General features: G+C 73.7%; 31 protein-coding genes. 12 read left to right on the top strand and 19 right to left on the bottom strand.

Annotation, left to right across the window (positions count from 1 at the left end; all coding sequences use genetic code 11):
* Positions 1 to 20 precede the first annotated feature (20 nt).
* Both PKA89_RS17550 and PKA89_RS17545 read right to left on the bottom strand, forming a co-directional pair.
* Positions 21 to 1,793: a S8 family serine peptidase gene (locus PKA89_RS17550; RefSeq protein WP_324421619.1), complete on the bottom strand. Its 1,773-nt coding sequence runs from the start codon at positions 1,791 to 1,793 to the stop codon at positions 21 to 23.
* Between the two features lie 142 nt (positions 1,794 to 1,935).
* Positions 1,936 to 2,592: a hypothetical protein gene (locus tag PKA89_RS17545; protein WP_324421617.1), complete on the bottom strand. Its 657-nt coding sequence runs from the start codon at positions 2,590 to 2,592 to the stop codon at positions 1,936 to 1,938.
* A 40-nt stretch (positions 2,593 to 2,632) separates the two neighbouring features.
* On the opposite strand from PKA89_RS17545, the gene PKA89_RS17540 reads away from it, so the two are divergent.
* A complete protein-coding gene (locus tag PKA89_RS17540) occupies positions 2,633 to 2,821 on the top strand; it encodes a hypothetical protein (protein ID WP_324421615.1) in 189 nt (62 codons plus the stop codon).
* Positions 2,822 to 2,911: 90 nt separating this feature from the next.
* On the opposite strand, the gene PKA89_RS17535 is transcribed toward PKA89_RS17540, so the two are convergent.
* The 7 genes from PKA89_RS17535 to PKA89_RS17505 all read right to left on the bottom strand — a co-directional run bounded on the left by PKA89_RS17535 (position 2,912) and on the right by PKA89_RS17505 (position 7,218).
* Positions 2,912 to 3,388: an SRPBCC family protein gene (locus tag PKA89_RS17535; protein ID WP_324421613.1), complete on the bottom strand. Its 477-nt coding sequence runs from the start codon at positions 3,386 to 3,388 to the stop codon at positions 2,912 to 2,914.
* Positions 3,389 to 3,393: 5 nt separating this feature from the next.
* Positions 3,394 to 3,732 (bottom strand): metalloregulator ArsR/SmtB family transcription factor, encoded by a 339-nt coding sequence (locus PKA89_RS17530; protein ID WP_324421611.1) that lies wholly within the window; start codon positions 3,730 to 3,732, stop codon positions 3,394 to 3,396.
* Positions 3,733 to 3,860: 128 nt separating this feature from the next.
* Entirely contained in the window at positions 3,861 to 4,484 is a 624-nt protein-coding gene (locus PKA89_RS17525; protein ID WP_324421609.1) for a hypothetical protein, read from the bottom strand.
* On the bottom strand, positions 4,481 to 5,356 hold the full coding sequence (gene folP / locus PKA89_RS17520) for a dihydropteroate synthase (RefSeq protein WP_324421607.1): 876 nt from the start codon (positions 5,354 to 5,356) through the stop codon (positions 4,481 to 4,483). The genes PKA89_RS17525 and folP overlap by 4 nt, the downstream gene beginning before the upstream one ends.
* On the bottom strand, positions 5,353 to 6,294 hold the full coding sequence (locus PKA89_RS17515) for a glucosyl-3-phosphoglycerate synthase (protein ID WP_324421605.1): 942 nt from the start codon (positions 6,292 to 6,294) through the stop codon (positions 5,353 to 5,355). Before PKA89_RS17515 ends, folP begins: the two co-directional genes overlap by 4 nt.
* Positions 6,294 to 6,791, bottom strand: a complete 498-nt coding sequence (locus PKA89_RS17510) for a DoxX family protein (protein WP_324421604.1) — start codon at positions 6,789 to 6,791, stop codon at positions 6,294 to 6,296. The genes PKA89_RS17515 and PKA89_RS17510 overlap by 1 nt, the downstream gene beginning before the upstream one ends.
* Before the next feature lie 145 nt (positions 6,792 to 6,936).
* Entirely contained in the window at positions 6,937 to 7,218 is a 282-nt protein-coding gene (locus PKA89_RS17505) for a DUF427 domain-containing protein (RefSeq protein WP_324421602.1), read from the bottom strand.
* Positions 7,219 to 7,330: 112 nt separating this feature from the next.
* On the opposite strand from PKA89_RS17505, the gene PKA89_RS17500 reads away from it, so the two are divergent.
* Positions 7,331 to 8,113, top strand: a complete 783-nt coding sequence (locus PKA89_RS17500; RefSeq protein WP_324421600.1) for an isocitrate lyase/phosphoenolpyruvate mutase family protein — start codon at positions 7,331 to 7,333, stop codon at positions 8,111 to 8,113.
* A gap of 30 nt (positions 8,114 to 8,143) precedes the next feature.
* Here PKA89_RS17500 and PKA89_RS17495 read toward each other — a convergent pair whose 3' ends face one another.
* The 4 genes from PKA89_RS17495 to PKA89_RS17480 all read right to left on the bottom strand — a co-directional run bounded on the left by PKA89_RS17495 (position 8,144) and on the right by PKA89_RS17480 (position 11,872).
* Positions 8,144 to 8,635, bottom strand: a complete 492-nt coding sequence (locus PKA89_RS17495; protein WP_324421598.1) for an SRPBCC family protein — start codon at positions 8,633 to 8,635, stop codon at positions 8,144 to 8,146.
* A 44-nt stretch (positions 8,636 to 8,679) separates the two neighbouring features.
* Positions 8,680 to 10,467, bottom strand: a complete 1,788-nt coding sequence (locus tag PKA89_RS17490; RefSeq protein ID WP_324421596.1) for a SpoIIE family protein phosphatase — start codon at positions 10,465 to 10,467, stop codon at positions 8,680 to 8,682.
* Positions 10,468 to 10,550: 83 nt separating this feature from the next.
* Positions 10,551 to 11,672, bottom strand: coding sequence for a hypothetical protein (locus PKA89_RS17485; protein ID WP_324421594.1), 1,122 nt, complete (start codon positions 11,670 to 11,672; stop codon positions 10,551 to 10,553).
* Positions 11,669 to 11,872, bottom strand: coding sequence for a hypothetical protein (locus PKA89_RS17480; protein ID WP_324421593.1), 204 nt, complete (start codon positions 11,870 to 11,872; stop codon positions 11,669 to 11,671). Before PKA89_RS17480 ends, PKA89_RS17485 begins: the two co-directional genes overlap by 4 nt.
* A gap of 78 nt (positions 11,873 to 11,950) precedes the next feature.
* Here PKA89_RS17480 and PKA89_RS17475 point away from each other — a divergent pair, with 78 nt between their 5' ends.
* Positions 11,951 to 12,589, top strand: a complete 639-nt coding sequence (locus PKA89_RS17475; protein WP_324421591.1) for a TetR/AcrR family transcriptional regulator C-terminal domain-containing protein — start codon at positions 11,951 to 11,953, stop codon at positions 12,587 to 12,589.
* A 129-nt stretch (positions 12,590 to 12,718) separates the two neighbouring features.
* Positions 12,719 to 13,162 carry a PA2169 family four-helix-bundle protein gene (locus PKA89_RS17470; RefSeq protein WP_324421589.1) on the top strand — a complete coding sequence of 148 codons (444 nt, stop codon included), beginning with the start codon at positions 12,719 to 12,721 and terminating at the stop codon, positions 13,160 to 13,162.
* Between the two features lie 53 nt (positions 13,163 to 13,215).
* Here PKA89_RS17470 and PKA89_RS17465 read toward each other — a convergent pair whose 3' ends face one another.
* Positions 13,216 to 14,151: an acyl-ACP desaturase gene (locus tag PKA89_RS17465; RefSeq protein ID WP_324421587.1), complete on the bottom strand. Its 936-nt coding sequence runs from the start codon at positions 14,149 to 14,151 to the stop codon at positions 13,216 to 13,218.
* 190 nt (positions 14,152 to 14,341) lie between these two features.
* Here PKA89_RS17465 and PKA89_RS17460 point away from each other — a divergent pair, with 190 nt between their 5' ends.
* From PKA89_RS17460 to PKA89_RS17445, 4 genes are all read left to right on the top strand, one after another.
* On the top strand, positions 14,342 to 15,169 hold the full coding sequence (locus tag PKA89_RS17460; RefSeq protein ID WP_324421585.1) for a DUF4397 domain-containing protein: 828 nt from the start codon (positions 14,342 to 14,344) through the stop codon (positions 15,167 to 15,169).
* A 65-nt stretch (positions 15,170 to 15,234) separates the two neighbouring features.
* Positions 15,235 to 15,927 (top strand): class F sortase, encoded by a 693-nt coding sequence (locus tag PKA89_RS17455; RefSeq protein ID WP_324421583.1) that lies wholly within the window; start codon positions 15,235 to 15,237, stop codon positions 15,925 to 15,927.
* A 58-nt stretch (positions 15,928 to 15,985) separates the two neighbouring features.
* Positions 15,986 to 17,977, top strand: a complete 1,992-nt coding sequence (locus PKA89_RS17450) for a hypothetical protein (RefSeq protein ID WP_324421581.1) — start codon at positions 15,986 to 15,988, stop codon at positions 17,975 to 17,977.
* Positions 17,974 to 19,116: an NAD-dependent epimerase/dehydratase family protein gene (locus tag PKA89_RS17445; RefSeq protein ID WP_324421579.1), complete on the top strand. Its 1,143-nt coding sequence runs from the start codon at positions 17,974 to 17,976 to the stop codon at positions 19,114 to 19,116. Before PKA89_RS17450 ends, PKA89_RS17445 begins: the two co-directional genes overlap by 4 nt.
* Here the strand turns inward: PKA89_RS17445 and PKA89_RS17440 are convergent.
* Genes PKA89_RS17440 through PKA89_RS17420 form a run of 5 tightly spaced genes read right to left on the bottom strand, consistent with a single transcriptional unit; the run spans position 19,067 to position 22,874 of the window.
* Positions 19,067 to 19,882, bottom strand: coding sequence for a hypothetical protein (locus tag PKA89_RS17440; protein ID WP_324421577.1), 816 nt, complete (start codon positions 19,880 to 19,882; stop codon positions 19,067 to 19,069). The genes PKA89_RS17445 and PKA89_RS17440 overlap by 50 nt on opposite strands.
* A 23-nt stretch (positions 19,883 to 19,905) precedes the next feature.
* Entirely contained in the window at positions 19,906 to 20,535 is a 630-nt protein-coding gene (locus PKA89_RS17435) for a hypothetical protein (protein WP_324421576.1), read from the bottom strand.
* Entirely contained in the window at positions 20,532 to 21,179 is a 648-nt protein-coding gene (locus tag PKA89_RS17430; RefSeq protein ID WP_324421575.1) for a hypothetical protein, read from the bottom strand. Before PKA89_RS17430 ends, PKA89_RS17435 begins: the two co-directional genes overlap by 4 nt.
* A 3-nt stretch (positions 21,180 to 21,182) precedes the next feature.
* Positions 21,183 to 21,623: a hypothetical protein gene (locus PKA89_RS17425; protein WP_324421573.1), complete on the bottom strand. Its 441-nt coding sequence runs from the start codon at positions 21,621 to 21,623 to the stop codon at positions 21,183 to 21,185.
* Between the two features lie 9 nt (positions 21,624 to 21,632).
* Positions 21,633 to 22,874, bottom strand: a complete 1,242-nt coding sequence (locus PKA89_RS17420) for a hypothetical protein (RefSeq protein WP_324421571.1) — start codon at positions 22,872 to 22,874, stop codon at positions 21,633 to 21,635.
* Between the two features lie 777 nt (positions 22,875 to 23,651).
* On the opposite strand from PKA89_RS17420, the gene PKA89_RS17415 reads away from it, so the two are divergent.
* From PKA89_RS17415 to PKA89_RS17400, 4 genes are all read left to right on the top strand, one after another.
* Positions 23,652 to 23,885, top strand: a complete 234-nt coding sequence (locus PKA89_RS17415) for a hypothetical protein (protein ID WP_324421569.1) — start codon at positions 23,652 to 23,654, stop codon at positions 23,883 to 23,885.
* A 733-nt stretch (positions 23,886 to 24,618) separates the two neighbouring features.
* Complete coding sequence (locus PKA89_RS17410; protein ID WP_324421567.1) at positions 24,619 to 25,086, top strand: hypothetical protein; 468 nt, start codon at positions 24,619 to 24,621, stop codon at positions 25,084 to 25,086.
* 96 nt (positions 25,087 to 25,182) lie between these two features.
* Positions 25,183 to 25,575 (top strand): hypothetical protein, encoded by a 393-nt coding sequence (locus PKA89_RS17405; protein ID WP_324421566.1) that lies wholly within the window; start codon positions 25,183 to 25,185, stop codon positions 25,573 to 25,575.
* A 139-nt stretch (positions 25,576 to 25,714) separates the two neighbouring features.
* Positions 25,715 to 26,203, top strand: coding sequence for a DUF2199 domain-containing protein (locus PKA89_RS17400; protein WP_324421564.1), 489 nt, complete (start codon positions 25,715 to 25,717; stop codon positions 26,201 to 26,203).
* The last annotated feature ends 329 nt before the right edge of the window (positions 26,204 to 26,532 follow it).

Genomic DNA, 26,532 nt, shown 5'->3' with positions numbered 1-26,532 from the left:
CGTCGTCAGGTGGCGAGAGCTCAGTCGGCGTGGCCGTGGCCGCGGGCGACCACTCCGGCGGCGTTGACGATGCCGGCGCCGTAGAACCCGTTGAACCGCGGCGTGCCCACGCACGTGGCGGTGTAGAGGTCCGAGCGCCCCACGTCGGTGTAGGACTGGACGCCACCCGCCGGGCAGGCGTGGTCGGTGGCGGTGCCCATGACGATGGCGCGCACGGCGTCCGGGGCGAGCCCGAAGCCACTGCGACCCTGCTGGCGACCGTGCGCCGAGACGGCGAGCGCGGCGACCCCGGCGGCGTGCGGGGAGGCCATCGAGGTGCCCTGGAGGTACTGGTAGTACCCGCACACCTCCTGACCGCCCTTGTGGTCGTGGCCCTTGACGACGCGGCAGTCCTTCATCGTCCCGAGCGACTCGCCGAGCGGCGTGATGTTGCCGTCGGCGTCGACCTGGCCCTCGTCCTGCATGACGTTGAGCGGGGCCGTCGAGAGGATGAGGTTGCCGTTGGTGCGGTAGGTGTCGGTGCCGAGGCCGTCGCGGTACCAACCGCCGGGCGCCGAGACCTCGATCTCGCCGGAGCGCAGGTCGGTGGCCCAGTTCGAGTAGTCGGCCTTGCGCTCGGACGGGCCGAGCGCCGAGACGCCGAGCACGTGCGGGCCCTCGACCGGCAGGTCGAGGCAGGTCGCGTTGTCGATGGTGCGCGGGTGCTCGGTGCCGCCGGGGTAGTCCGGGCTCGAGGTGTCGGTGCGCGGGTTCGAGATGTCCTCGTTGTTGTTGCCGAGAGCCGCGACGAGCGTGACGCCCTTGCGGTGCGCGTAGTTCAGCGCCCGTGTCATCGACTGGATGATGAGGTCCTGCTCGGCCGCCTGCTCCGGGGTGTCCTCCGGCGCGCCACCCCGGCAGTTGTAGGCCCACGGGTCGACGTAGAACGACATGTTGACGACGTCGATGCCGACGTCACCGGAGTAGGTGAGCGCCTTGACGGTCGGGGTGAGGAAGAAGTAGCCGCTGTCCTGGCCGGCGCGGACGTTGACGAGGTCGACGTTCGGGGCCACGCCGGAGACGCCGAGTCCGTTCATCGCGGCGCCGATGGTGCCGGCGACGTGCGTGCCGTGGCCGTTGTCGTCGTGGTCGGCCGGGTCGACGCAGCTCGCGTACTCGCACGGGCCGTCGATGTCGGGCATGTCGGTCGTGAAGTTGCGCGACAGGCGGCGGTCGAAGTTGGCGGCCAGGTCCGGGTGGGAGCCGTCGACGCCGGTGTCCATGATCCCGACCCGGACGCGCCTGTCGCCCATCTCGGTCCGGTGCGCCTGCGGCGCGTTGATCATGTCCATGCCCCAGAGCAGGGAGTCGAGCGGGTCGGCCTTGGGGGCCTTCGGACCCTTGGGGCCCTTGTCGTCCACGCGGCCGTCGCGGTGGTCGGCGGTGCGGGCCGCGACGTCCTGCTCGTGGGCGCGCTCGCGGTCGGCGACCTTGCCGGCGTCCGGCGAGCGACCGACGACGCCGTCCTTCGCCGCGGCCGCGACCCCGGAGAGCGCGCGGGCGCTGGCCGCGAAGCCGGCGCGGGTGGAGTCGACCGAGACCAGGCCGATGTCGGTGTTCACCGAGGTCACCGTGGCCCCGGCCTGCTGCAGCCGCTGCGCGAGGGCGCGGGCGTCAGTGCCCTCCTTCGCGAGCACGGCATAGCTCGTGCGCTCCGTCGTACCGGTCGCGGCGGCCTGGTGCGCGGACGCCGTCGAGGCCACCGCTCCCAGGGTGCCCGTGGCCAGGGCCACGACACCGGTCAGGGCGACCATGCGAGATCGTCGCATTCCTTCGTCTCCTCCGTCAGGGATGGGCGCGACGCTGCGCCCGATCCGCACCGTAGGGCGCGACCCGACGGGGTGGGGCTTTCGTGACGGTCGGGGCGGTGAGCGGGAGGGTGGGACGGACGGACGCTCAGTCGGCGGCCCGGGCCACCTCGACCTCGGTGCCGTACGTCCAGCCGTCGGCGAGCGGCAGGCTGTCGCCGCTCCAGAACCGGCCCGGGTCGTACCAGTTCGTCGGCACGTCCGGGCGCAGGATGCCCATGTCCTCGAGCGTGCTCGCGACGACCTCGGCGCAGTAGGCGTCCTCGGGCCGCAGGCCCTTGCCGTCCCGCGCCCGTCGGGTCAGGTGCGCGTCACGGCCGCGCAGCCAGCGCCAGCCGAGGCGCACGGTCGAGGGGAAGGAGACGCCGTCGAGCCGGGCGACGGTCCGCAGCGCGGCGTCCTCCTGCGGCCGGCCGGCACCGGGCTCGAGCTGGCGCAGCCACGCCCGCTGGCCGTAGCGCACCTGCCACGTCGTCACCGCCTCGGCGAGATCGTGCAGCTGGACACCGCGGTGGTGCTCGCCGGTCCAGTGGTCGCGCAGCGAGCGCCCGAGCTCGGCGTGCCACATGAGCGGCGGAAGGTCGTCGAGGACGAGGGCCATCCCGACGTGGTTGACCGGGGCGTTGCTCGCGGTCTGGATGAGCCGGTCGGCGACTGTGCCGCCGCGGAAGATCCACAGGTCGCCGGTCCGGGTGGCCGCGACGGCCTCGTCGAACGGGACGGTCGGGGGTGCGGGGCGCGCCATGGGCCCCAGTGTGCCGGGCCGGGCTCGCTAGGGTGGCGCCGTGGACCGCAACCGCAGGTGGAAGGTGCTCGGGCTCGCCGGCTTGGCCGGCGTCGTCGCCACCGGGGTGCTCGTCGCCCGCGACGAGCGCTCGCGCCGGGCCTACACCCCCGACGAGGTCCGCGACCGGCTGCAGCAGCGCCTCGACGAGGCCGAGCGCGCGTCATCGTCCGCCGACGACGGCTCCTGACCCCCTCCACCTCCGCCCTCCGCGGACGTGTGTGAAGAACGTCGCTGGGCCGACGTTCTTCACACACGGTCGCGGTGGGGGGCGGTGGGGTCAGCCGGCGGCGAGGATGGTGTCGAGCTTGGCGTAGCCCTCGACCATCCCGGACTCCATGCCGGACTCGACCATCGCGTCGCGACCCTCGACCGTGCGGCCGATGCTGCGCCCGTGGAGGCGGGTGCGGCCGTCGCCGAGGTCCTCGAAGTGCATGAACTCGAGGGCGACCTCGTCGGGCATCCCGTCGAACTCGAAGGTCTGCACGATGAGTTCGTCCGGGCGGACCGAGTGGAAGTAGCCGCGGAAGCCGAACTCGTGGCCCGCCGGGTTGCGGTGCACGTAGCGGTAGCCGCCGCCCTCGACGAAGTCCCACTGCGGGACGTCCATCTCGTAGCCCGTCGGGCCGAGCCAGCGGCGGACCTTCTCGGGGTCGGCGTGGGCGTCGAAGACGGCGTGCACGGGGGCGTCGAAGTCGCGGGTGAAGTCGAGCCACGGCACACCGGCCGGGACGTCGAGGGACAGGCTGTTGGCCATGGGGGTCACTCCTGGGGGTCGGATGCGGGCTCGGTGAGCACCGCGTCGAGGCGGCGGAACCGCCGTTCGTGGACGAGCCGGTAGCCGTCGATCCACGCCGTGAGGCGCTCGAGGGCGGCCGGCTCGAGGTGAACCGGGCGCCGCTGGGCGTCCCGGCCCTTGCTGACCAGGCCCGCGTGCTCGAGAACCTGGATGTGCTTCGAGACCGCCTGGACGGTGATCCCGAAGGGCTCCGCGATCTCGCCGACCGTCGCCGGCCCCCGGCTGAGCCGGGCGATGATCGCGCGGCGGACCGGATCCGCGAGCGCCGTGAAGCCGCGGTCCACCATCTCGTCGTCCGCCATTCCCGTAATCAACCACACTGTTGATCAACTGTCACGTTGATCAACGGCTCAGATTCCGGCCTACCGCGCAGTAAGCGTCGCGATCCCGACACTTACTGCGCCGTAGCCCGCGATTGAGGCGGGGGGGGTCAGGGGGCGGTGAGCCGCGCGACGACGTGGAGGACGCCGAACGGGTCCTCGGCGTGGAGGTCGGCGCACGAGAGGGGGTCGCGGCCCGACAGGGCGCCGGCCAGCACCTGCAGTGGAGCCCGACCGTGCACGAGGAGGTCGGCGCACAGCCGCGGGTCGAGGGCGAGCAGCGCCGCGGGGTCGGCGGCCCGCAGGGCGGCGACCAGCGCGTCGTCGACGGCGAACGCCCGCTCGTCGAGGTGGCCGGGGGCCTTCTCACCGCGCCGGGCGGAGCCGTCGGCGACGACGACGAGCACGGTGTCCGGACGGGTGGCCGCGAGCTCGGCGCCGAGGGCACGGCAGGCCTCGACGGGCGCGTCCCACGCGACCGTCACGACGTCCGCGACGACGGCACCGGCGAGCCCCGCGAGGTGCTCGCCGACCCGCTGCCCGAGCGGCGTCCCCGTGCCGCGGTTCTCCCGGTCGGTGGCGACGACGAGGACCACCTCGGCAGCAGGCCCACCGGCCGCGGCGGCCCGGACGGCGGCCACGGCGCGCTCGCGCAACGGGGCGGCCGCGTCGATGCGTCCGGTGTAGCGCGGCAGCAGCATCGGCGCGCTCGGCACGACGACGGCCGGCGTCACGCGAGCCCCCGGACGGTCCGGGCCGGCGGCAGCTCACCGGCGACGACGGAGACGAGGTCGAGGACCTGGCGGGTCTCGACCACCTCGTGCACCCGGTAGACCTGGGCGCCCTGCCACGCGCAGAGGGCCGTCGCCGCCAGCGTTCCGGTGAGCCGCTCCCCGACCGGCAGGTCGAGCGCCTCGCCGACGAAGTCCTTGTTGGACAACGAGACGAGCACCGGCCACCCGAGGACCGTCAGCTCCTCGAGCCGGCGGGTCACCTCGAGCGAGTGCCAGGTGTTCTTGCCGAAGTCGTGCGCCGGGTCGATGACGACCCTCTCGCGCTCGACCCCCTCGGCGACGGCGCGCTCGGCCTGCGCGAGCAGTGAGGAGCGCACGTCGGCCACGACGTCGTCGTACTCGATCCGGTGCGGCCGCGTGCGTGGAGTCACGCCACCGGTGTGCGTGCAGACCAGCGCCGCACCGAACTCCGCTGCGACGGAGGGCAGCCGGGGATCTGCCCCACCCCAGGCGTCGTTGATGAGGTCGGCGCCGACCTCACAGACGGCGCGCGCCACCTCGCTGCGCCACGTGTCGACGCTGATCACGAGGTCGGGGTGTGCCGACCGGACCCGCTCGACGAACCCAACGACGCGACGCTTCTCCTCCTCGGCGTCGATCTCCGCCCCCGGCGCCGCTTTGATGCCGCCGATGTCGACGATGTCCGCGCCCTGCTCGACGACCTGGGCCACGCGGTCGAACGCGGCGTCCTCGGCCCAGGTGACGCCGCGGTCGTAGAACGAGTCCGGGGTGCGGTTGACGATGGCCATGACGAGCCGGTCGGCGGGTCCGTACTCGCGCCGCCCGAGCCGGAGGGGAGCGCCGCGGCTCACGCGGTCACCCCCGGGGCCGGGTGGTAGCCCTCCACCGACACCGCCGGCGGGCGCTCCGCGAGGTCGACGGCGCGCGGGTGCGGCACGAAGCCGTCCGGGCCTCGGTCGTACTGGGTCAGCGTCGCACTGCTGCGCGGCGCCCGCGACGCGCCCCGCTCGAGCCGGGCCTCGACCGCCGCGATGACCTGCACCGCCATCGGGCCGAGGGTGTCGTGCCGGTGGTGACGGTGCGCCCGCCGGCCGAGGTCGACCTGGGCGATGGCCGAGGCCCCGAGCAGCGCAGCGGTGTCGACGAGCGCCGCCACCTCGACGCCGTACCCGACGGGCACCGAGAACTGCTCCATCGCCGACCGACGCACCGCCCACTCGCCCGCGAGCGGCTGCACCAGTCCGGCCAGCTCGGGGTGGTGCAGGGCGAGCAGCGGCCGGGCGACGAGCTCGGTGACCCGCCCACCGGTCTCGGCCTCGCGTCCGTCGGCGTCGAGCAGCGGCCGGTCGTAGACCGCCTTGACGAGGGCGAGCGAGGAGTCGGTGAGCAGCGGCCCGAGCAGCCCGCTGACGAAGTGCGTGCCCCACTCGACGAGGTCGGCGTCGAGGAACACGAGGACGTCCCCGGTCGTCACGTGCAGCGCCTTCCACAGCGCCTCCCCCTTGCCCCGTGCCGGCCCGAGCGACGGCAGCACCTCGGCGGCCGCGTGCACGACGGCGCCCGCCTCCTGGGCGACCCGGGCCGTGGCGTCGGTGGAGTCGGAGTCGATGACGACGAGCTCGTCGACGAGCGGCACGTCCTCGACCCAGGCCGCGCGGACCCGGCCGACGACGTCGCCGACGGTCGCCTCCTCGTCGCGCGCGGGCACGACGACGCTGACCCGGGTCGACCCCTTGGCGGCGAGCAGCGCGGCGGGGTCGTCGACGCGCGCGACGGTGCGGACCGGCATCAGGCCTCGTCGGCCACCGGGCGGCGGAAGGTGGCGAGCATCCCCACCGCGGCGAGCAGCCCGCCGACGGCCGCGGCCAGCCCCCACCACGGTCCGTGCAGCGACCAGCCGAGGGCGGCGTCGAGCGACCACCCGCCGGGTCCGACGACGGCGAGCGCGACGGCGACCATCGCGACGAGCAGGACGTACTCCCAGCCGCCCTTGAAGACGAAGTAGCCCTTGCCCCGGTGGTCGGTGAGCGCGGCGACGGTCATCAACCCGACGAAGGCCATCGAGGCGAGCCCGGTGAGCAGGCCGAGGGTGACGAGGGCGCCGGCGACGATCTCGGTCGTCGCGGCGACGCGAGCGTGCAGCCACCCGGGGCGCAGGCCCAGTGACTCGAACCACCCGGCGGTCCCCGTGAGGCCGCCACCGCCCCACACCTTGTTCGCGCCGTGCAGCACGAGCATCGGTCCGAGGGCGAGCCTCAGCACGAGCATCCCGAGGTCGAGGTCCATCCCGCTCCGTCCGTGGTGGTGGGTCGTGGTCGGTCGTCCGGTCGGCCGTCCGGGGGTGTCCGGTGGGCCGGCGCCGGGCGGCCACGGGCAGGCCCACTCTAGGTGGCGCCCCCGGGCCGTCCGGCACGGTGCCGGGACGCGCCGGTCAGTCGGTGACCTCGACGCCCTTCCAGAACGCGTACCGGCCCGTGATCTCGCGCGCGGCGTCCTTGGGCGCCGGGTAGTACCAGGCGGCGTCGGCGTTGAGCTGCCCGTCGACCTCGATGCCGCGGTAGCTCGCCGTGCCCTTCCACGGGCAGACGGTGTGCGTGTCGGAGGGCCGCAGCAGGTCCTCGCGCACGGACTCCGCCGGGAAGTAGTGGTTGCCCTCGACGACGACCGTGTCGTCGCTCTCGGCGACGACGGCTCCGTTCCAGATGGCCCGCATGGCCGGCTCCTCACGTGGCGGTGGTGGGACCTCGGCGAGAACGCCCGCCCCACGCTCCCTCTTCCCGCCGTCGAAGGTTGTCCGCGCCCCGCCGCGGGGTGAGGATGGCTCGGTGACCGACACCGCCGCCCGCGCCACCGAGCTCCTCGCACTCCACCGCGCCCCCGAGCTGCTCACCGTCGTCAACGTCTGGGACGTCGTGAGCGCCCGGGTCGTCGCCGACGTCCCCGGCACGCGGGCGCTCGCGACGGCCTCGCACTCCATCGCCGCCTCGGCCGGCTACGAGGACGGCGAGAACATCCCGGTCGAGGAGATGCTCGCCGCCGTGGGCCGGATCGCTGCCGCCACCGCGCTGCCGGTGACCGCCGACCTCGAGTCCGGCTACGGCGACCCCGGCGGCACGGTGCGCCGGGCCCTCGACCTCGGCGTCGTCGGCGCGAACATCGAGGACCGGATGCAGCCCCTCGGCGACGCGGTGCGGGCCGTGGAGGCGGTCATGTCCGCAGCCCACGAGGCCGGCGTGCCGGACTTCTGCCTCAACGCGCGCACCGACGCGTTCGTCCGGGACGAGGGTCGCACCCCCGAGGAGTGCCTCGCGGTGGCGATCGAGCGGGGCCGTGCCTTCCTCGACGCCGGCGCCCCGCTCGTCTTCGTACCGCGGGTGACCGAGCGGGCCCACGTCGAGGCCCTCGTCGACGCGTTCGGTCCGCAGCGGCTCACCCTCATCGTCGTGCCGGGTTCGCTGCCGCTGCCCGAGCTCGAGGCGCTCGGCGTCGCCCGGGTGTCCTACGGCCCCTGGTCGCAGCGGGTCGCGCTCACCGCGGTGCAGCAGCTCGCCGAGCGGGCCCTGGCCGGCGACGGCCTCCTCCCGGACGACGTGCGCCTCCTGAACTGAGTTCTCCCGTAGGCCGGTCGGACAGGGTGGTCAGGCCTCGGCGAGCGCCTTGAGGGTGAGCAGCTGCCGCCGGGCCATCACGAGGTCGCCGACGCAGACGAACGGCGCGAGCAGCCGGCCGCGCTCGAGGACGACCTTGAGCAGCAGCCGGGTCGAGCCGTCCGGGGTGGAGCGGACGCGGTAGCTCATGACCCCGCCCAGGATGCGTGCGGTCAGCTCGTGGCCCGGGTCGACCGCGAGGATGCGGCCGAGAGGTCGGCCGCCGCTGCGGCTGAAGGGCTCCCCGACGACCGGCGGGTCGAGCCCGAGCAGCCTGCGCGGCGAGCGGTGTCCGCGGTTGTCGACCCAGTCGTAGGAGTAGGGCGCCGCCCGCACCTGGGCCACCCACGTCCACACCCGGTCGGCCGGCGCCGCCACGGTGACCCCGCGCCAGGCCTCGAGGACGGGACGGGGCACGACGGCGTCGCAGCCGAACCGCAGCCCCGTCTCCTCGTCCGTCACGCCCCAGCGGTCCCCGATCACGCCGTCATCCTCGTCGCGCTGGTGCGCCGCCGCCGCTGACCGGGTCAGGCGGCCGAGGCCCGGCGCAGCACGAGCGCCGCGACGTCGTCGTCCGAGGACTCGTCGCCGACCCGGGCCACGACCTGCGCGAGGCCCTCGTCGAGCGAGTGGCCGGCGAGCTCGCGCACGGCTGACTGCAACCGGTCGAGGCCGGTCTCGATGTCCTCGCCCCGCCGTTCGACGAGCCCGTCGGTGACGAGCAGCAGCGCATCCCCGGGACCGACTTCCACCTCGAGACCCGTTCGGCCGGAGGCGAGCCCGAGCGGCGGTCCGTCGGCGTCGGGGAGCCGCACGACGCGGCCGTCCGGGTGGGTGAGGAAGGGTGGCAGGTGCCCGGCACTCGCGATGCGCAGCGTGCCCCGCTCGGCGTCGGCGAGGACGTAGACGAGGGTGACGAGCTGTTCGGTGTCGAACTGGGTGACCATCCGGTCGAGGGCGTCGAGGACGGCCTCAGGGGCCGGGTCGACCGAGGCGAAGGCCCGCACCGCGGCGCGCATCTGGGCCATCGCCGCCGAGGCCGCGACTCCGCGACCCATGACGTCGCCGACGAAGGCCACGTGCCGGCCGTCGCCGAGCGCGAACGCGTCGTAGAAGTCCCCCCCGACCTCGGTGCGACCGGACGGCTCGTACCGCCACGCCACCTCCCAGTCGGCGTCGCCGACGAGGTCGTCCGGGAGCACGGCGCGTTGCAGCTGCTCGGCGACCGCGCGGGTCTGCCCGTAGAGGTCGGCGTTGTCGATGGCGCTCGCGGCGCGCCGGGCGAGGTGCTCGGCGAACCGGACGTCGTCCTCGTCGTAGCGTCGCGCGGGGTCCGAGGAGGCCCACGTGAGGACGCCCGACACCGTCCCGCGGACGAGGAGCGGCACGGCGAGGACGCTGCGGATCTCGAGCTCCGCGAGGGCGGCCCGGTGCTCGGGGTCGCGGGCGGCCTCGTCGAGCAGGGACTCGGGGACGTCGTGGAGGAGAAGGGGTGCGCCGGTGGCGGCCACGCGTCCGACGAGCGACCCGCCGGCGGGACCCTCGGGCCATCGTTCCTGGAGCCGGGTGACGATCTCGGCCTTGGCCGGGTCGGTGTGGGCGGCGGCGAGACGCCGCAGGGACCCGCCGCGGACGACGTCGATGGCGCACCAGTCCGCAAAGCGCGGCACCGTCATCCGGGTCACCTTCGCCGTCGTGGCCCGCAGGTCGAGGCTGCTCGCGAGCTGGATGGAGGCCTCGGCGAGGAACGCGAGGCGGCTCGTCTGCTTCTCGGCGACGGCGGCCGCCTCGATGCGCTCGAGCGCCTGGGCGCAGGTGTCGGCGAGGACGTCGAGGAACTCGAGCTCGACCGGGTGCGGCGGCACGGCCTCGGGGATCGAGAGGTGGATGGCGCCGATCGTGCGTCCGGCGGTGCGCAGCGGCACGGTGATGACCGAGCGGTCGCCGCGCTGGGTGATCCCGGGGTAGCGCTCGGCGATCTCGTCGGCGCCGACGAGGACGATCCGCTCCCCCGTCCGGATGGCGTCGGAGACCGTGTTCGGGGTGTCGAGCGAGAAGGTCTGCCACTCGGCCGCCTCCCCGGCCTCGAGGCCACGCAGCCCGATGAGCCGGACGGCGGACTCGCCGTGGCGCAGACCGAGGGCGGCGATCGTCGCGCCCACCGCGTCGGCCATGTGCTGGGTCACGACCTTGGTGACCGCCTCGACGCTCGACGCCGAGGTGAGCTCGTTCGTCACGTGCGCCAGCTCGGTGAGGGTCTGCCCCACCCGACGCGGCAGACGCGGCCCCCGGGGCACTGCGTCGAAGGGCTCCATGACCGGATCCTCGCAGGTCGGCGCCGCGTTGTCAGCAGGGAGCCGGAGGGGTCGGCGCGTCCCCCGCGCGGCGCGCCGGCCCCTCAGGAGGTCTCGAACGGCCCCGCGGCTGCGGACGTGGCGTGCTCGCGGACGGCGAGGCACCGGTCGAGCAGGGTCACCCCGAGGACGGTCAGCACGACGACGACGAGCAGCCCCACGCGGTCGACGACGGTGTCGGCCAGGGCCACCAGCCCGCCGACCGTGTGGCCGACGAGGGCACCACCGAGCGTGGCCAGCGCGTGCCGGTCCGACCATCCCGGGGCCGCGGACCACCGGCGGAGGGACACGTACGCGGCCGACGCGAGCACCACCACGCCGACCATCGGGAGGACGACCCAGGCACCGTGCGTGAACGCCGGCTGGGTCGCGTCCCCGAGCGGGAACGACAGCAGGACGAAGCAGAGCGTCGCGACGCCCGCCCCGGAGACGAGCGCGGCGCGTGAGGGGACCGGCACGGAGGCGGTGCGCGGACGGGCCGGGGGCAGGACGACGAGCGCCAGCACACCGAGGAGGACGACGGCGGCGACGCAGCCGAGGACGAACCCGGCCGGCGCCTGGTAGCCGGGGTCCTCGACCGGCGGCACCGACACCCTCAGCACCGCGACCCCGAGCAGCGCGACGAGGCCGGACACGACGAGCCCGGTGCGCCCGAGGTAGGGCCGCCCGCGGTGGCGCGGGAACACCAGCCCGGTGAGGGCGATGGGGACGACGAGGGTGAACACCGCGTGGTAGACGACGTTGGTCAGCCAGTAGGGCGCGTTGAAGCCGGCCACCCGCAGCCCCCACCCCGCCGCGTCGTAGAGGTGCGGGCTGGTCAGCGCCTGCAGGCCGAGGCCGTCCTCGAGGAGCTCGTAGGCCACCGCGAGGACCAGGATGCTCGGCCAGCCGCGGCCGCGGCGGACCACCGCCTCGCGGACGAACAGCACGCCGGCGCCGTAGACCGGCACCCAGAGCAGCACGAGCCACGCCATCCGGATCGGGGTCGAGCCGAGGGCGAGCTCGGCGACGAGCGGCGTGAGGACGGCGAGGACCAGTGCGGCCCGTCGGTGGCGCTGGCCGCGGCGGTCCTCCGGCCGGTCCGGCCGGGCCGGCCGGGCCGACCCGGGGCCGGCGGCGGGCGAGCGGTCGCTGCGGGGCCCGGCGCCGGGCCGGACCTCGGTCACGCGCGGCGCGGCGGCTCGCCCGCCGCCTTGACGAGGCGGTCGCCGACGCTCACGTCGTCCCACACCTCGCGACCGACCCGGACGGTCATCGGGCGCCCGTCGTCGCGGCATACCCGCAACCGGCGGTAGAGGTTCGAGCCGTCGAGAAGCCCCCTCGACTTCTTCTCCACGGTGGCGCTCCACGCGTCGTCGGTGCCCATGTCCAGGTCCTTCCGGTCGTCGGTCGCAGGAACCTTATCACTGATAGATAACACGTCGCGACCGGGTACTGTGCACCCGTGCCGAGACCCGCCCGGATGGACCGTCGATCGATCGTGGCGGCAACCCTCGAGGTCCTCCAGGAGGTCGGCCTCGACGCCCTCTCGCAGCGGGCCATCGCCGCCCGGCTCGGCGTCCGGCAGCCGGCGCTGTACCACCACTTCGCGAGCAAGGACGACCTGCTCGCGGCCCTCGCCGAGGAGGTGCTGACCCGCCACCACACGGCCCGGCTGCCCGCGACGGACGAGCCGTGGGACCACTTCGTCGCGCGCAACGCGCGGAGCCTGCGCGGCGCGCTGCTCGGGGTGCGGGACGGCGCCCGGCTCGTCGCGTCGGCCGGTCCCCGCGCCCCGGCGCTCGACACCGCGGTCGCCCAGGTGAGACTGCTCGAGGGGGCCGGCTTCTCGGGCGCCGAGGCCGTGCTCGCCCTCATCGCGGTGTCGCGCTACGTCATCGGCTCCGCCCTCGAGCAGGAGACCTCTCGCGACGGTGCCGAGATCACGGTGCACGGCGGCGGGCCGGGTGCGCTGCCGGGGGGCCACGAGGAGGCGGCCGCGCACCTCGCCGCCGTCGCCCGCGAGGTCGCCGCACTCGGGCAGGACCACGAGTTCGAGGTCGGGCTCGCGGCGCTGCTGCGCGGGCTGGCGCCCCGCCGCTGAGCACGGGCGGCACCGTCCGGGCTCGTGCGGTCCGCGGAGGACGGCTGCCAGGGCGGTCGCCGAGGACGGTTGGCGAGGACGACCGGCGGGTAGCGCATCCGGGACCGCCCCCCACGAGAAGGAGCAGACATGTCGGATGACGCACAGGCCGCGAAGGAGCTCGTCGAGACCCTCAAGGACGGCGAGCGCGGCTACACGACCGCCGCCGAGAGGCTGGCCGACGGCGAGCACCCCGAGTGGGCCGCCACGCTGCGGCGGCACGCGGAGCAGCGTGCCGGGTTCCGGCGGGAGATCGTCGAGATGGGCCACGCGTACGACGACGACGTCGACGCGAGCGGCTCCGCGACGAGTGCGCTGCACCGCGGGTGGATCGCCCTCAAGGACGCCGTGACCGGCGACGACGCGGGCTCGGTCCTCGGTGCCGCGGTCACCGGTGAGAACCACGCCGTCACCGAGTACGAGAAGGCCCTCGAGCAGGACCTCAGCGACGGCTTCCGGGCCGTCGTCTCCCGCCAGCACGCGGCCGTCGTCGCCGCGCGCGACGAGGTCGAGGCGCTGCGCACCACCGGCTGACCCGACCCGTCGAGGCCCCCGTCGCGCGACGCCCGCGCGGCGGGGGTTCGTCGTCAGCCGCCCTGTCGGGCAGCGATCTTCGCGGCACGCTCCTCGCGCTTCTCGACGAACCGGGCCGCCTCGGCGTCGAGCGCCTGGACGGCCGCGGCCAGCTCGTCGCGCGCCGTCTCGCCGTCGGCGTCGAGGCCCTCGAGCTCCCAGATCCCCCACTGCCGCAGCAGCGGGGCGACGATGTCGTCGTGGTGGATGCGCAGGTCGTAGATGCCGGCCATCGCCATCTGCACCGCCTTGCGGCCGAACCCGGGGATGATCGCCCCCGGCATCTGGAAGGACACGACCTCGTCGGTGATCGCCCGCATCGTCTGGCTGGGCGTCAGCTCGAGGGCGGCCTGGATGATGTTGCGGTAGAAGATCATGTGGAGGTTCTCGTCCTTGGCCACCCGGATGAGCAGCTTCTCGGCGATCGGCTCCTCCGTGTACCGGCCGGTGTTGCGGTGGGAGACCCGCGTCGCGAGCTCCTGGAACGACACGTAGGCGCAGACGTTGAGCAGCGGCTTGTCGCCGGAGTCGTAGCCGGTCTCCATCGTGTCCATCCGGGCCCGTTCGAGCTCCTCGGGGTCGACACCGCGGGTCACGAGGAGGTAGTCACGGATGCAGAACGCGTGCCGGCCCTCCTCGGCCGTCCAGCGGTTGACCCAGGCGCCCCACGCGCTGTCCCGCCCGAAGGCCCGCTCGATCTCTCGGTGGTAGCTCGGCAGGTTGTCCTCGGTGAGGAGGTTGACCTCGAGCGCGGTGCGGGCGATCGGTGACAGCCGGCTCTGCTCGACCGACCACGGCTCGCCGCCGAGCTCGGCGAAGTCACGACCGAGCGACCACGGCACGTACTCGTGCGGCATCCACTCCTGGGCCGCGGCGAGGTGCCGGTTGAGGTTCTCCTCGACGGTGGGCTCGAGCGCGGCGAGCAGCTGGGCGCTGTCCAGTGTGGCCATGGGTCCTCCTCGTCCGGCGAACGCGAGGGCCGCGCCCTGCCCCCTGCCTACACCCTCGGGCCCCCTCCGGCCAGAGCTGGTGACGGTCCAGCCCGGAGGCTTGGTTCGACAAAGTTTCGACAGGTTGCATCCGGACCACGGGCCCGGCCGGAAGAGATGGTGTCAGCACCCCTTCCCGAGAGGTACTCCCATGCGTCGAACCATCGCCGCCGTGGCCGCCAGCGCCGTGGCCGCCCTCCCCCTCCTCGTCAGCACGCCCGCCCAGGCCGCGGACGACGCGACGGTCGTCCTCGTCCACGGCGTCCCCGGACTGACCGTCGACGTCTACGGCAGCGCGGACACCACGTACAGCCCCGACGAAGCCCTCCTCAAGGACTTCGCGCCCGGCACGGTCACCGACCCGGTCACGCTCCCGGGTGGCACCTACAACCTCGCGGTCTTCCCGGCCGGCGACGCCCCCACGGGCACGCCGGCCATCGAGGCCAAGGACGTCACGGTGCCGGCCGGCGCGAACATCAGCGTCGTCGCCCACCTCACCGCGGACGGCACGCCGACGCTCACCCCGTACGTCAACGACGTCAAGCCGGTCGCGGCCGGACAGGCCCGCCTCGTCGTCCGGCACGACGCCGCCGCTCCCGCGGTCGACATCCTCGCGGGTGGCACGCCCGTCTTCACCGGCCTGGCGAACCCCGACGAGAAGACGGCCGACCTGCCCGCCGGCTCGGTCTCGGCGGCCGTCGCGCTCGCGGGAACGACCGACCCGGTGATCGGCCCGGCCGACCTCGACCTCGCGGAAGGCACCTCCACGATCGTGTACGCGTGGGGCTCGGCGGCGGACGGCAACCTCGCCCTCGCCGTCCAGACGATCGGCGGCCTGCACTCCGCACCGTCGGGCGTCCCGTCGGGCACCGCCGACCTGCCGGCGGACCGGACGCCGGTCCTGCTCGGCGGGATCGCCGCCCTGGCCCTGCTCGCCGCGGCCACCACGGCGCTCAAGGCGCGACGCGTCCGCGCCTGACCCACTCCATCGCCGGCGGCCCGGGCCCTGCGCCCGGGCCGCCGGCCCACCCCGAGGACCGACGCATGAGCTCGCCCCGCCCGCAACGCCCCTGGTGGATGGCCACCGTCGTGCTCGCGACGGTCGGGCTGCTCGCCGTCGCGGCACTGACCGGATGGGCCCTGAGCCGGCCCGGGCCGTCGTCGGGGGACGGCACCGCCGCCCTGCGGGACTCGCCGAGCGCTTCGGCCACCGGCCCGGCACCGACCCCGTCCGTCGCGGCGACCGCGCGTCCCGCGGCGCCAACCGACGTCGCGGGGGCGCGGAGCGGGCCGCCACCGGTGCGCGTGCGGATCCCGGCGCTCGGCGTCGACGCGACGGTGCGCCCGGTGGGGGTCCAGAAGGACGGTGCCATGGTGATCCCGGCCGCTTCGACGAGCGTCGGCTGGTACCGCTTCGGGCGAGCCCCCGGTGACGCGGTGGGGCACACCGTGATCGCCGGCCACGTCGCCACCCAGGAGGACGGGCCCGGCGCCCTTGCGCCGCTCAAGGGCGCCGAGAAGGGGATGCGGGTCGAGGTGACCACCGCCGACGGCGCCACGTTCCGGTACACGGTCAGCGGGCGCGCGCTCATCCACAAGAAGGCCCTGCCGGTCGACGAGATCTTCGCCCGCGACGGAGCTCCTCGTCTCGTGCTCGTCACCTGCGGCGGCGAGTACATCCCCGCGCTGCGCTCCCACCGGGACAACGTCGTCGTCACCGCCGTCCCGGTGCGCTGAGGCCACGCACCGCCTCCGCTCTGGCGCACCCGCCCCGCAGGTCGCTTCAATGGGTCTCGTGGGCGCTGACCGGGTCGCGACCGCGCCGTCGCGCGTGACGGTCCTGCGCGGACCCCGCGCGGACGCGGCGGCGCACGACGGGCCGTCCGGGCCGGGCGCCGGCCTCCCGCCCGGCTTGCCGGGCACCCTCGAGGACCGGCTCGGACCGGTGCACGGACGGGTGGTCGTCTGTGCCCGGCTCAGCCCCCCGACCCCGGTCTCGGCCCTCGTGCTCGAGGCCCTCGTCGACGCCCTCGTCGACCGAGGCGCCGACGAGGTCGTCGTCGGGAGCACCCTGCGCGGCGGCGACCGCGACCGCGGCCACCGCTCGGTCGGGGGGATGGCCGCGGCGGCGGGACTGACGGCCCGGACCGCGCGGGGTCGGACCTACGTCGTGGCCGACCTCCTGCACGACACCGGCCCCGCACCCGTTCCCGAGACCGGTGTGCTGCACGGCCATCCCGTCTCCGCCCTCTGGCGTGACGCCACCACCCGGGTCGTCGTCGCCGGCTCGGTGACCGACCTCGCCGACGGGATCGCGGGGGCCCTCGACACGATGCTCGCGCTCGCCGCGGACCTGCCGGGGGCCGACCCCGCCGACGTGGCGCACGACCTGGCCGCGCACCTCCCGCCCGACCTCGTCGTCGTCGACGCCCTCGTGACGAGCGACGGCGCAGACGGCGCGCGGGTGAGCCACCCCGTCGGGACGGGCGCGGTCCTCGTCGCCGAGGACCCCGCGGCGGCGGACTCCGTCCTCGCCGGCCTGCTCGGACTCGACCGCTCGGTCTCCCGGCTGGTGGCGCGGTGCGCGAGCGGGTCCCCACCCCCCACGGTCGACGGGGACGGGTCGCCCTTCGCCGCGGTCGCGGTCGCGCATCCCCTCGCCCGGGCGGCGGCACGTCGCGCCTGCGCCGAGCCACGGCTGGCCCGGGTGCTCGCTGCCGCCGCGGGGACGCGAGACGCAGGAGCCACGCCTGCCGACCCACTCCTGGAGGCAGTGGCGGCCCTGCTGACCCCGGCGCTGCGGGGCGCGACGGACGGTGCCGGTGCCGCCGCCCTGTCGGCCCTCCTCGCACTGACGGCGAGCGCCGCCGAGGCGCGCACCGCGTGGGCCACCGTCTACGCGAAGGACGAGGTCGACCGGGTGGTCGTGCCGCTGGGGTTCGACCCCGCCGCGCACGCGCCGTCGGCGTACGACGACCTGCCGGCGTTCATCCGGCCCTTCGAGGAGGCCCTGCGGGACGTCGCGCCGACGGGACCGGAGGGCATGCGGTGGCGGCTGGTCGACGGTGCGACGGTCTTCGAGACCTCGCGCCTCCTCGCGGCCGACTTCGAGTCGGTCGTCGCCCGGGTGGACGTCGCGGAGGGCATCAGCCTCATGGCGGACTACCTCGGTGGGCGCCGGGTGGTGGTGCCGGGGTCCCGCGACGGGCGCGGACCCGAGCGCCTCGTCCGGCAGGCCGAGCGCAACGTCTACCTTCCGCAACCGAACTGGCTCGCCGGATGGGGCGGGCTGCCGATCGACGTCTGCAAGGTGGAGCTCGTCGACCGTGCTCCCGACCGGCACCAGCTGTGGTGGCGGACGGTCCGCAGCCCCAACGGCTCGGCGGTGCACGACGACGGCACGCTCGTCTTCCTGCGGCGGCCCCGGGGGACCCTGGCCGTGGTCCGGGGCCGTCAGCGGTTCGCACTCCCGGTGACGTGGGGAGGTCTCGACCCGGCGACCCTCCCCGAGCTGCACACCACCCTGCTCGAGGATGCCTACCGTCGGTTCTTCGCCGCCACCTTCGACAACCTCGAGGCCTGCGTGGAGGGTCGCTCCTTCCGCATCGGACGGCCGGCTCCCGCGGCCGACGAGCCCCTGCTCACCGAGTCCGTGCGGCTCGTCCTCGAGGCCGCCGGCGAGTGGTTCGAGGAGCGGACGGGGGTGCGGCTGCCGGCCGCGCCCGGACCCACCGTCCCCGACCAGGTGGACGTCGACGGCTTCCGCCACGTGCGGGGGCCGCGGTGAGGATCGCGGTCACCGGCGCCACCGGCCTCGTCGGGTACCAGGTCGCCCGCGCCGCCGTCGAGGCCGGGCACGAGGTGGTCGCGCCGGTCCGGGCCGGCAGCACGGCGCACCACGGCCTCACGACGCTCTCGGCCACCGGTCGCCTCGAGCGGCGACGCGCCGACCTGGCGACGGCGTCGCGCATGGTGGAGGCGCTCGAGGGGTGCGACGCGCTGGTGCACTGCGCCGCCGTCTACGCGTACGGAGCCGACCGGTCGGCCGAGGTCGAGTCGGTCAACGTCGAGGGCACGCGGTCGGTGCTCGAGGCGGCCGCCGCGGCCGGGGTCGCTCGCGCGGTGGTCACCAGCTCGTCGGTCACCTGCGGGTCCCGTTCGGTCCCGGCCGCCTGCACCGAGGCGGACGCCCCCCACCTCGAGCCGAGCCCGGCCTACTACGCCAGCAAGGTCGCCCAGGAGCACGCCGCGACGGAGGTGGCCGGCCGCACCGGCCTCGAGGTCGTGCTCGCCCTCCCGACCGTCGTCCTCGGTGGCCCCTACGGCCGCCTCGGTCCGAGCAACGCCATCGTCCTGCGCCACCTCCTGGACCCGACCCGCAGCACCTTCGCCGGAGGGTGCAACGTCGTCGACGCCCGCGACGTCGGCTCAGGGCACCTGTGCCTGCTCGAGCGGGGCACGCCCGGCGAGCGGTACCTGCTCGGGGGCGAGGACGTCACGTGGCGTGAGCTGCACGGGCACGTGGCCCGGCTGGCCGGCCTGCCGGGCCCGTTCCTGGAGACGCCCGCCGCGACCGCGCAGTGGGCCGCCGGCCTCGCCGAGGCGTGGGCGCGGCTCACCGGCGGACGGCCGTTGGTGACCACCGACGAGGCCGCCACCGTGGGCCGCTACTACTGGTACAGCTCGGCCCGGGCGGCCGGGCTCGGGTACACGGCCCGCCCGGTCGGGGAGGCGGTCGCGGCGTCGATCGCCTGGCTCCTCGCGGGCGACGACCTCCCGCGCTGGGTTCGCGAGGCGTTGCGGGTCGACCCGGCCGTCCGGTCGGCACGTCGGCTCATCCCGCGTCCGCTGCAGGACCCTCCGCCCGCGCAGCGGGTCAGACCACCTCGACCACGACGTCCACGACGGCCGACGCACCCCCGCTGACGTCGACGGTGCTCGTGAACCGGTCGCCGGGCCGCACCCCCTCGGCCGGGAGACGGGCCTCGAGCGCGATGCGGTGCTCCTCCCCCGCCGGGATGGTCACCCGGTCCGGGGACACCTCGAGGACCAGGCCCGCGGTGGCGGGGCGCAGGTCGTGCGCGGTCAGCTCGACCCTCCGGGCACGGTTGTGCCGGTTGGTGACGACCACGGTCCCCGAGGCCACCGCACCGGGGACGGCTCGCAGGGCGACGGTCACCCGCGCCGCCTCGTCGTCGACCGCCGCCACGGCGACGCCGTCCGCTCCGGCGGCGCCGTCCGCTCCGGCGGCGTCCGAGCCACCCGCGTGGCCGCTGTCGTGGCTGTCCGCGTGGTGGTCCGCCGGGCCCGACGCCGTCCCGTCCCGAGGGGCGACGGGGTCGTGGGCTCCGTCCGGCGCACGCCCTCGGTGCTCACGCGCCCGGCTCGCGGCGGGCGCGAGCGCTCGATGCGTCTCGGCGACCACCCGGGCCATCCCGGCGCTGCCCAGCGTCACCAGCTGTCCGGCCGTCTCGAGACCGAGCGACCCGGCCTCTCTCCAGTAGCGGGCGCCCTCCCGGCTGACGGCCTCGACCCAGGCCCGGCCGGCGGCCGCGGCGTCCGCGTCCGGAGCCAGGACCGCGCGTCCGAGCTCGACGGACTGGCGAGCGGCGTTCGCCTGCGCCTGCAGCGCCCGGCGAGCGAGCTCGGTCATCCGCGCCAGGGTCTCCTCGGTGGTCCGCTGGGTGCTCATCGTCTCCTCCTTCCTCGCCGCGGTCAGCAGCAACCGCAGTCGCAGCTGACCTCGACCGCCTCGCACGCCCCCGGTCGCACGACGACCCCGAGCCGCTGGGGGCGCGCGCACCCCTCGAACCGCAGGTCGGCGTAGGCGCTGGCGCACTCCGCGAGGTCCCCGGCCCGGGTGCGCTTCCCCTCCGGTCCGTCCACCCGCACGGTGACGAGGAGCCGGACGACCCGGTCCTCGCACGGAGCAAGCGTCAGCTCGGCATCCTCGAACTCCGCCGCCACGACGAGGCCCTCGCCCGAGCAGGTGTGCCACGGACCCACGTCGAGCGTGACGGCGCGCTCCCGGCGCCAGCGGTTGTGCAGGACGAACGGCACGACGCGACGCTCGCCGGCCCGCGCCCGGAGGAGGACGTCGGCGTCGGGCACGCAGCACGCACAGACGTCGTCCCGGCAGCCGCAGCCGCATTCGTGGTCGTGGTGGTGCTCGTCGTCGTGGTGGTCGTGCGGGTGGCGGCGGGCGGTCGCGCCGGGTGCCGCCGCGGTCCAACCCTGCGGGACCCAGGCGTCCCACGCGGCCTGGGACCCCTCGGTCCAGCGCTTGACGGCGTCGGACCAGGCCGTGGTCATCGAGTCGAGGAGGTCAGGGGTGCTGGTGCTCATGGGGTTTCCTCCGTGGTGCGGGGTAGGACGATGACGGTGAGGTCGGCGACGGCGACGGGGAGGCGCGCGGTGTGGCGGCGGCGCGGGTCGAGGCCGTCGGGCACGACGAGCCCGGCACTCACCACGACCGTCCCTCCGGGCGGCACGGTGACGGTCCCGCCGAGGTCGAGCAGGAGGTCGGGCCCCGGCTCGGGGCCGTCGTCCCGGGCGCGGCCGGCCACCGTCGCGGCCAGGGTGACGGGCGTGTTCCCGTCGTTCGACACCCGCAGCTCGAGCGGGCTGGTCCCGACGTCGGTGACGACGACCTCGGCCGGGCTGACCCGGACGGCGACGCGCTCCTCGACCTGGACGACGGCCCGTCGGCGGGTGCCGGCGACCTCGAGCTCGGCGTCGTACGAACCGGGCGGGGTGGCGGGGTCGAGGGCGGCCGAGACGGGCACCGGCACGGTGCTGCCGGCCCCGACGAGGGCGGCACCGGTGGCGGGGACCGACGTCCCGCTCGAGAGGTGCAGCACCGGACGGCGCACCGGCAGCCTCGAGCCGGTGGTGTTCTCGACCGTCACGACGGTGGCGACACGGTCCGGGGGCCCGGAGAGGAGCACCGGCGGTTCCTCCGGGGTGGTCCGGCGGCGACGGGTGGCCACCGGTCAGCCCTCGACGACGACCGGGCGGTGGGCCTCGGGCCGGATGTGCGTCGACGCGGAGCCCCGGACGGTCAGGGCGAACAGCTCGAGTCCGAGCACCGACCACGACCAGCGCTGCTCGTACGGACTGTGGACCTCCGTCGCCGGCGGAGGCGCGAGCTCGAGCCGGACGCACGAGTCGACCGCGACCGGCTTGAGGTCGAGGCTCGCCGTGCTCTCCAGCGTCGATGACGTGCTGACCGGAGCCAGGGTCACGGTGGCGTCGGAGTCCACCCCCACCCGGCCCGCGAGGGTGCTCGTCGTCCCGCCCGCGAGGGTGCTCGTCGTCCCGCCCGCGAGCGTCAGCGACATGTCGTCCAGCCCGGTGAGCGTGCTCGTGACGTCTGCGGTCACGTCGCTGACGACCGGGTCGGTGACCCGGGTGTCGACGGAGTAGGTGGCCATGCTGTCTCCTCAGGGCGCGGTCGGGAACGGCGTGGGGTCCGGCCCCACGAGGTGCGAGTGGTGGAAGCCGAGCCGGGGGTCGACCCAGTCGGCGACGCCTGGGTCGAACTCCTGGAGGCCGGGCAGGGTCACGCGGTCCCGGAGCTCGAGGGACGGGTAGTCGTAGACCGTCACGTGGTTGAGCCCCCGGTTCGCCGTGAACAGGAGGGACTGGTCGGCCGAGAGCTGGCACGCGTAGATGCCGTCGACGAGCGAGCCGCGACTCACCCGCAGCGCCTCGCCGAAGAGGTGGGAGTTCGAGAAGAAGTTGCCGCGCATCAGGCTCTCCCCCAAGGTGTTCAGCGACTCGCGCGGATAGCCGAGGCTGCCGAGGGCGCCCGGGTTCTCGTCGATGAGGCGGTGGCTCGACATCGTCCGCAGGTCCACGAGCACGACGGTCTGGCTGCCCCCCGTGCAGAAGATCAGCTCGGTGTCGGAGATCGTCACGTCCGAGTTGACGTGGGCCGGGACGTCACGGTCGGCGGCCCAGTGCCGCAGCACGCAGCCGTCCTCCGCGTCGATCTCGTACGCGTACTCACGCAGCCAGGCCATCCCCCAGTGCGCGTAGTCCGTGCGGTCGGCCGGGTGGACCCGGAAGCTGATCGCGTAGAAGAGGTCGAGCACCGGGTGGCAGACGACGTGCCAGCACGTGGTCGGCAGGGTGACGGTCCGCACGGTGCCGGTGCGGGTGTCGAGGATGCCGACCTCCCGCGCCTCACCGCGGCTCGGGTGGTCCATCCCGCCGTACACGACGTAGCGACCCGAGGCGGTGCGCTTCATCGCGTGCGGGAGCTTGAGGCCGTGAGGGGCGACGACCTCCGCCTTCGTCAGACGGTTGAGGTCGAACCGCCACAGGTGTTCCCCGATGGCGGTGACGAACTGGGTGTCGTCGAGCCAGACGAGGTGCGTGCTGCCCTTGATCGTCGTGTCGGGGACCTCGAAGCGCAGCGTGGAGACGCGGTCGACCTCCTCGAGGGTGGCGAGGTCGTAGAAGAGGAGGTGCTGGCCGGTGTTGCCGAGGAACCCGACCCGCCGGCTCGGATCGACGTTGGGCGCGTGCCCGCCGGACGCACCGCCGTAGTAGGTGACCTTGTAGGCGTGGTCACCGGTGGCCGGGTCGTAGCGGAAGACGCACACGCCGGCGCGACCCTCGAGCCCGTTGAGACCGTTGCCGTCGAGGGCGATGTGGAACGCATATGGGTAGAGCCGCACTCGGCACGCCCCAGGGGTGAGCAGGATCGGCCGGCAGGTCGCCGCTGCGCTCAGCGTAGCCACCTCGGGCCGTTCGTGTCCCCCACCTCCTGCCGGGAGGTGCCGGCGATCGATGTGGGTCCGGGCTCGACGCGGACGGTTCACCTCTCGGACAGAGAGGCCCCGACCGCGTCTCCGCTGGTCGGGCCTCTTCGGACTGTCTCAACACAGTGCGCGCCCGAAGGGATTCGAACCCCTAACCTTCTGATCCGTAGACGCATTCGCAGTCGAGCGCGGGGGGTGAGTTCCGCACGGCTGCTGGCCTTCTCGTCCGTGATGCGGGGCTCCGGGATGCCGCGGGGGGAGTCGGTTGCTGTCACGGCTGCTGTCATCAAGCCGAGAGCGCGACCGTCACGCGGCAAGGCGCCGAGCCCGCCGGAGTGGTCCGCCGGCCCAGCTTGGGAAGCGAGCGGACGGGTCGTTCGGGGCTGTGATCACGCACGGCTGCAGTGGCTTTCGTGGTGCCTGTTTGCTGCGCTCTGGAAGGTGATTGGGCACGATTGGGCACGCGGGCAGGGAGAGCCACCGATCCGTAGCGGAGCAGGGGAGCCGGCCGGAGTGGTCCGGTCAAGGGTGGCCGTAGGTCATCGCGTAGCGACGCGGAGCGCCCTTGATGCGGCCCGGAGGCTGGCGGAGAGTGGAGCGAAGGTTCGGCGGCGAATGGTGACGCCAGGGTCGTGGAGGGTGCAAGCCTGGAAAGGGCCCGACGGGCCTCCCGTGTGTTGCATCATTCGACTCGTGAGCAAGGAGCTGGAGGCGACCCTCGTTTTTGGTGCTTGGCTGGTCGCGTACACGATCATCGGCGGCTTGATCTTCTGGCTGTCCGACGTCTTTCTCCGGCCAACTGGCCTGGACGACTTGAGTGGGATCTCGGTCTCTGTGGTCCTGACCGGGTTCCTTGGTTGGCTGGGGGCTTCGGCGATTCGGCGGAGGGTAGCTGACAGGTTGGCGAAGCGCCGGATGCAGGACTGACGCTCAGGACACCGGCGACGTCCTACATGAGGTCGTTCATTGCCCCGCGGTGCGGGGTGCGACGGGGGTGCGCGGAGGGCGCGAAGCGCCCGGAGCGCGGGGGTCCCTGTCGCGGGGCCCCGTACCTGCGCGCCGGAGGCGCGCCTTGAGCCAGTACAGAAAGTCCTCCCGAGCCGAGCACTGGTGACGCTGCCCGCGATCCGGGAGAGTCTCAAACCCCCGTCGATGCACCCGCGCAGCGGCATGAGCGCTAGGTCCACCACTGTGATGCACCCAGTGACGGACTGTGCCGCTAGGAGCGGCGTAGCGTTCGAGTGTGTCCAGCCACGCTCGATCTTTCCGAGGGCCTCTCCCATGGCATCGACCCTCACTGCTCTGGATCGCAGCGATGCTGCCCACGGGGCTACTCCTGCTCTGGCTAGCCGTCACGATTTGGTCCTCACCCGATGACGGAACAGACGTCGCAGGCATGCTCGGACTTGGCGTCGCGTTGACGGGCATCGCGGCTCTCGCTGGGGCGGTTACCTTGTCTCTCTTCGCCGTCTGGAGGCGGGGGCACCCGCCGCGGCCATCATTCCCGAGTTGGCAGTCGGATCCTTGGCGCCAAGGCGAACTGCGCTATTGGGATGGAGACAGCTGGACCGACTACACCTCCTGAGGCCAGATCGCGGTCTGAGCGGACGCCGACTCGAATGAGGCGGCCGGCCTCCGTGGCTGATTCATACTGTCGACTGTGGCTGCCCCCGGGAATCAACGCGTGGTCATTGCGAGTGGTCAGTACCGAGCCTGCGCCATCGGAGTTCTGGTGCTACTGGCACTCATGACGCTTGGCGGTTTGGTCGACCCTGTTCCAAGCGTCGATGGTCCCGCATGGCCGGGCCTGTTCATCATGGTCCTTCTGGCCGGGATGATTGTTCGTGCCGCCAGGCTCGGCTTGGTGATTGAGCGTGACGAGGTCACGACGCGCGGCCTCTTGGTCAGCCGACGCATGTCGACCTCAGACGTTCTGCACATAGAAGTGGTGGGATACAGCGGGCAGCTGAACTGGTACGGACAATCGCGCTTCCTCCGGATGCTCCGACTCGATCTCCGCGATGGCGAGCGAGACGTGCCGATGGTCGTCGCGTTGGGCAAGGGTGCGCATCCGCTCCAGCAACGGGCCAACGCAGCCTTGATCGAAATGCGGACCAAGCAGGAGTGACCCAACACCTTTGCCCCGCCATTGCGCGCTCTGCGGCATGAGTGAACATCTCGGTGGCCGGTTCGGCCGGCCCCCAACCGCCTGAATGTCGCGACCGTGATGATCTCGATCGGCCATGATTCGCTAATGGCCAAGAAAGCGAAGACGTACGTCAACGGAAGACGGATGTGGGGTGTCGTCGGCCGACGGATGTTCGATCCCGAGGGCCGCGAGTACGAGCTGGCGTCCTGGGGGGCAGATGGCGCGCTGATCGATGACCTGGTCACTCGCGAGAAGTGCGATGTCGTCGAGGTCGATTGCAGCGCACCGCTGACGTGGCATCGAGGGGCCGATGCGCAGGCGGCATGGCGCTTGGTCAGGTCCAGCTACTCCGAGGGCAGCGGCACCCGGCTGTGCAGTCGATACGGCGACGACCCCGAGCCCTTCGTGGGTGAAGTGTGGCGCTCGCGGACTGGTGGCCGCTCCCTGGTCGTCTTGGCCTCGGACTAGCGCATCTTCGCTCCTGTCGCCCGCGCCTCATCGCCGCCTCCGGACCGCCCGGGCAGCGGCATGAGTGGAAGGTCCGGCGGGGCTCATCGCAGTTGTGCGCGTTCATCGGCTGGATGATCTGTGGTGCGACGATGGCTCCATGCCTGCCTGCAGTGTTTGCGGACGCGCGCTTCATGACCGCGATCGCAATGTGCGATTCCGCTTGCCTGACCCCGTGCTGCAACTTCCGGATCGCGATGACGGCGAGGGTGTGTGGAAGTCCGAGGCTGACCCGAGTCGCGCTGTCATGATGATGGTCCCGAACCTGGGCGGCTTTCTTCGTGCCCTCTTTCCCGTCCACCTGTCCGGCGGCGATGCCGTGACATTCGGGGTGTGGGTTGGCGTCCACCCCGATGATCTGAAGCGCGCCTACGACGTTTGGTGGGACGCCGGCTATCCGAAGCTGAGCGTGAGCGGCCGCCTAGCGAACGCGCTTCCCGGCTGGGGGCTGGTCGGGGCTGCGGTCGACCTCGAAGTTGTCGACCCGAAGGCAACCCCGTACTGCGTGCGCAGCAGTGACGCAGAGCTCTCAAGCGTTCTGACTGATGAGTGGGACCGAGAGGACGTTCTCGCGCGCCTGCCGAACTGAACGCGGCAATTCCGGATGGTCCAGGAAGCCAGCGGGCTAACAATGGATCCATGCCCTCCTGGCGTCGTTCGCAGCGAGCCTCTCCGCCGGTCGTCGACAAGTCATGCCCCGACTGTGGGCACGATGAGTCGGTCCACCCTTGGCCAGGCCGAGAAGACCTAAGTCGCTGCGCGGCTTGCGTCTGGGAGGGAGACACCGGCCGGCGTGACGAGGCGAGCATGTGTTCGCGGCGCTTCACGGGCCCAGGGTGAGGACCGCTGATCGTGCCCGCTCCGCGGCATGAGCGGATGCCGGGTAAGCGGCACGCTGACTCCCAGCAATCACACCTC

The organism is Phycicoccus sp., assembly GCF_035325325.1.
In the GTDB taxonomy this organism is placed as follows: Bacteria; Actinomycetota; Actinomycetes; order Actinomycetales; family Dermatophilaceae; genus Phycicoccus.
This window is presented reverse-complemented; position numbering and strand designations above follow the sequence as displayed.

Bases quoted from the DNA above. Each gene is read 5' to 3' on its own strand.
- PKA89_RS17550 (WP_324421619.1), bottom strand. From the start codon at position 1,793: ATGGTCGCCCTGACCGGTGTCGTGGCCCTGGCCACGGGCACCCTGGGA.
- PKA89_RS17545 (WP_324421617.1), bottom strand. From the start codon at position 2,592: ATGGCGCGCCCCGCACCCCCGACCGTCCCGTTCGACGAGGCCGTCGCG.
- PKA89_RS17535 (WP_324421613.1), bottom strand. From the start codon at position 3,388: ATGGCCAACAGCCTGTCCCTCGACGTCCCGGCCGGTGTGCCGTGGCTC.
- PKA89_RS17530 (WP_324421611.1), bottom strand. From the start codon at position 3,732: ATGGCGGACGACGAGATGGTGGACCGCGGCTTCACGGCGCTCGCGGAT.
- PKA89_RS17515 (WP_324421605.1), bottom strand. From the start codon at position 6,294: ATGCCGGTCCGCACCGTCGCGCGCGTCGACGACCCCGCCGCGCTGCTC.
- PKA89_RS17510 (WP_324421604.1), bottom strand. From the start codon at position 6,791: ATGGACCTCGACCTCGGGATGCTCGTGCTGAGGCTCGCCCTCGGACCG.
- PKA89_RS17505 (WP_324421602.1), bottom strand. From the start codon at position 7,218: ATGCGGGCCATCTGGAACGGAGCCGTCGTCGCCGAGAGCGACGACACG.
- PKA89_RS17490 (WP_324421596.1), bottom strand. From the start codon at position 10,467: ATGGAGCCCTTCGACGCAGTGCCCCGGGGGCCGCGTCTGCCGCGTCGG.
- PKA89_RS17480 (WP_324421593.1), bottom strand. From the start codon at position 11,872: ATGGGCACCGACGACGCGTGGAGCGCCACCGTGGAGAAGAAGTCGAGG.
- PKA89_RS17470 (WP_324421589.1), top strand. From the start codon at position 12,719: ATGTCGGATGACGCACAGGCCGCGAAGGAGCTCGTCGAGACCCTCAAG.
- PKA89_RS17465 (WP_324421587.1), bottom strand. From the start codon at position 14,151: ATGGCCACACTGGACAGCGCCCAGCTGCTCGCCGCGCTCGAGCCCACC.
- PKA89_RS17460 (WP_324421585.1), top strand. From the start codon at position 14,342: ATGCGTCGAACCATCGCCGCCGTGGCCGCCAGCGCCGTGGCCGCCCTC.
- PKA89_RS17455 (WP_324421583.1), top strand. From the start codon at position 15,235: ATGAGCTCGCCCCGCCCGCAACGCCCCTGGTGGATGGCCACCGTCGTG.
- PKA89_RS17440 (WP_324421577.1), bottom strand. From the start codon at position 19,882: ATGAGCACCCAGCGGACCACCGAGGAGACCCTGGCGCGGATGACCGAG.
- PKA89_RS17435 (WP_324421576.1), bottom strand. From the start codon at position 20,535: ATGAGCACCAGCACCCCTGACCTCCTCGACTCGATGACCACGGCCTGG.
- PKA89_RS17425 (WP_324421573.1), bottom strand. From the start codon at position 21,623: ATGGCCACCTACTCCGTCGACACCCGGGTCACCGACCCGGTCGTCAGC.
- PKA89_RS17400 (WP_324421564.1), top strand. From the start codon at position 25,715: ATGCCTGCCTGCAGTGTTTGCGGACGCGCGCTTCATGACCGCGATCGC.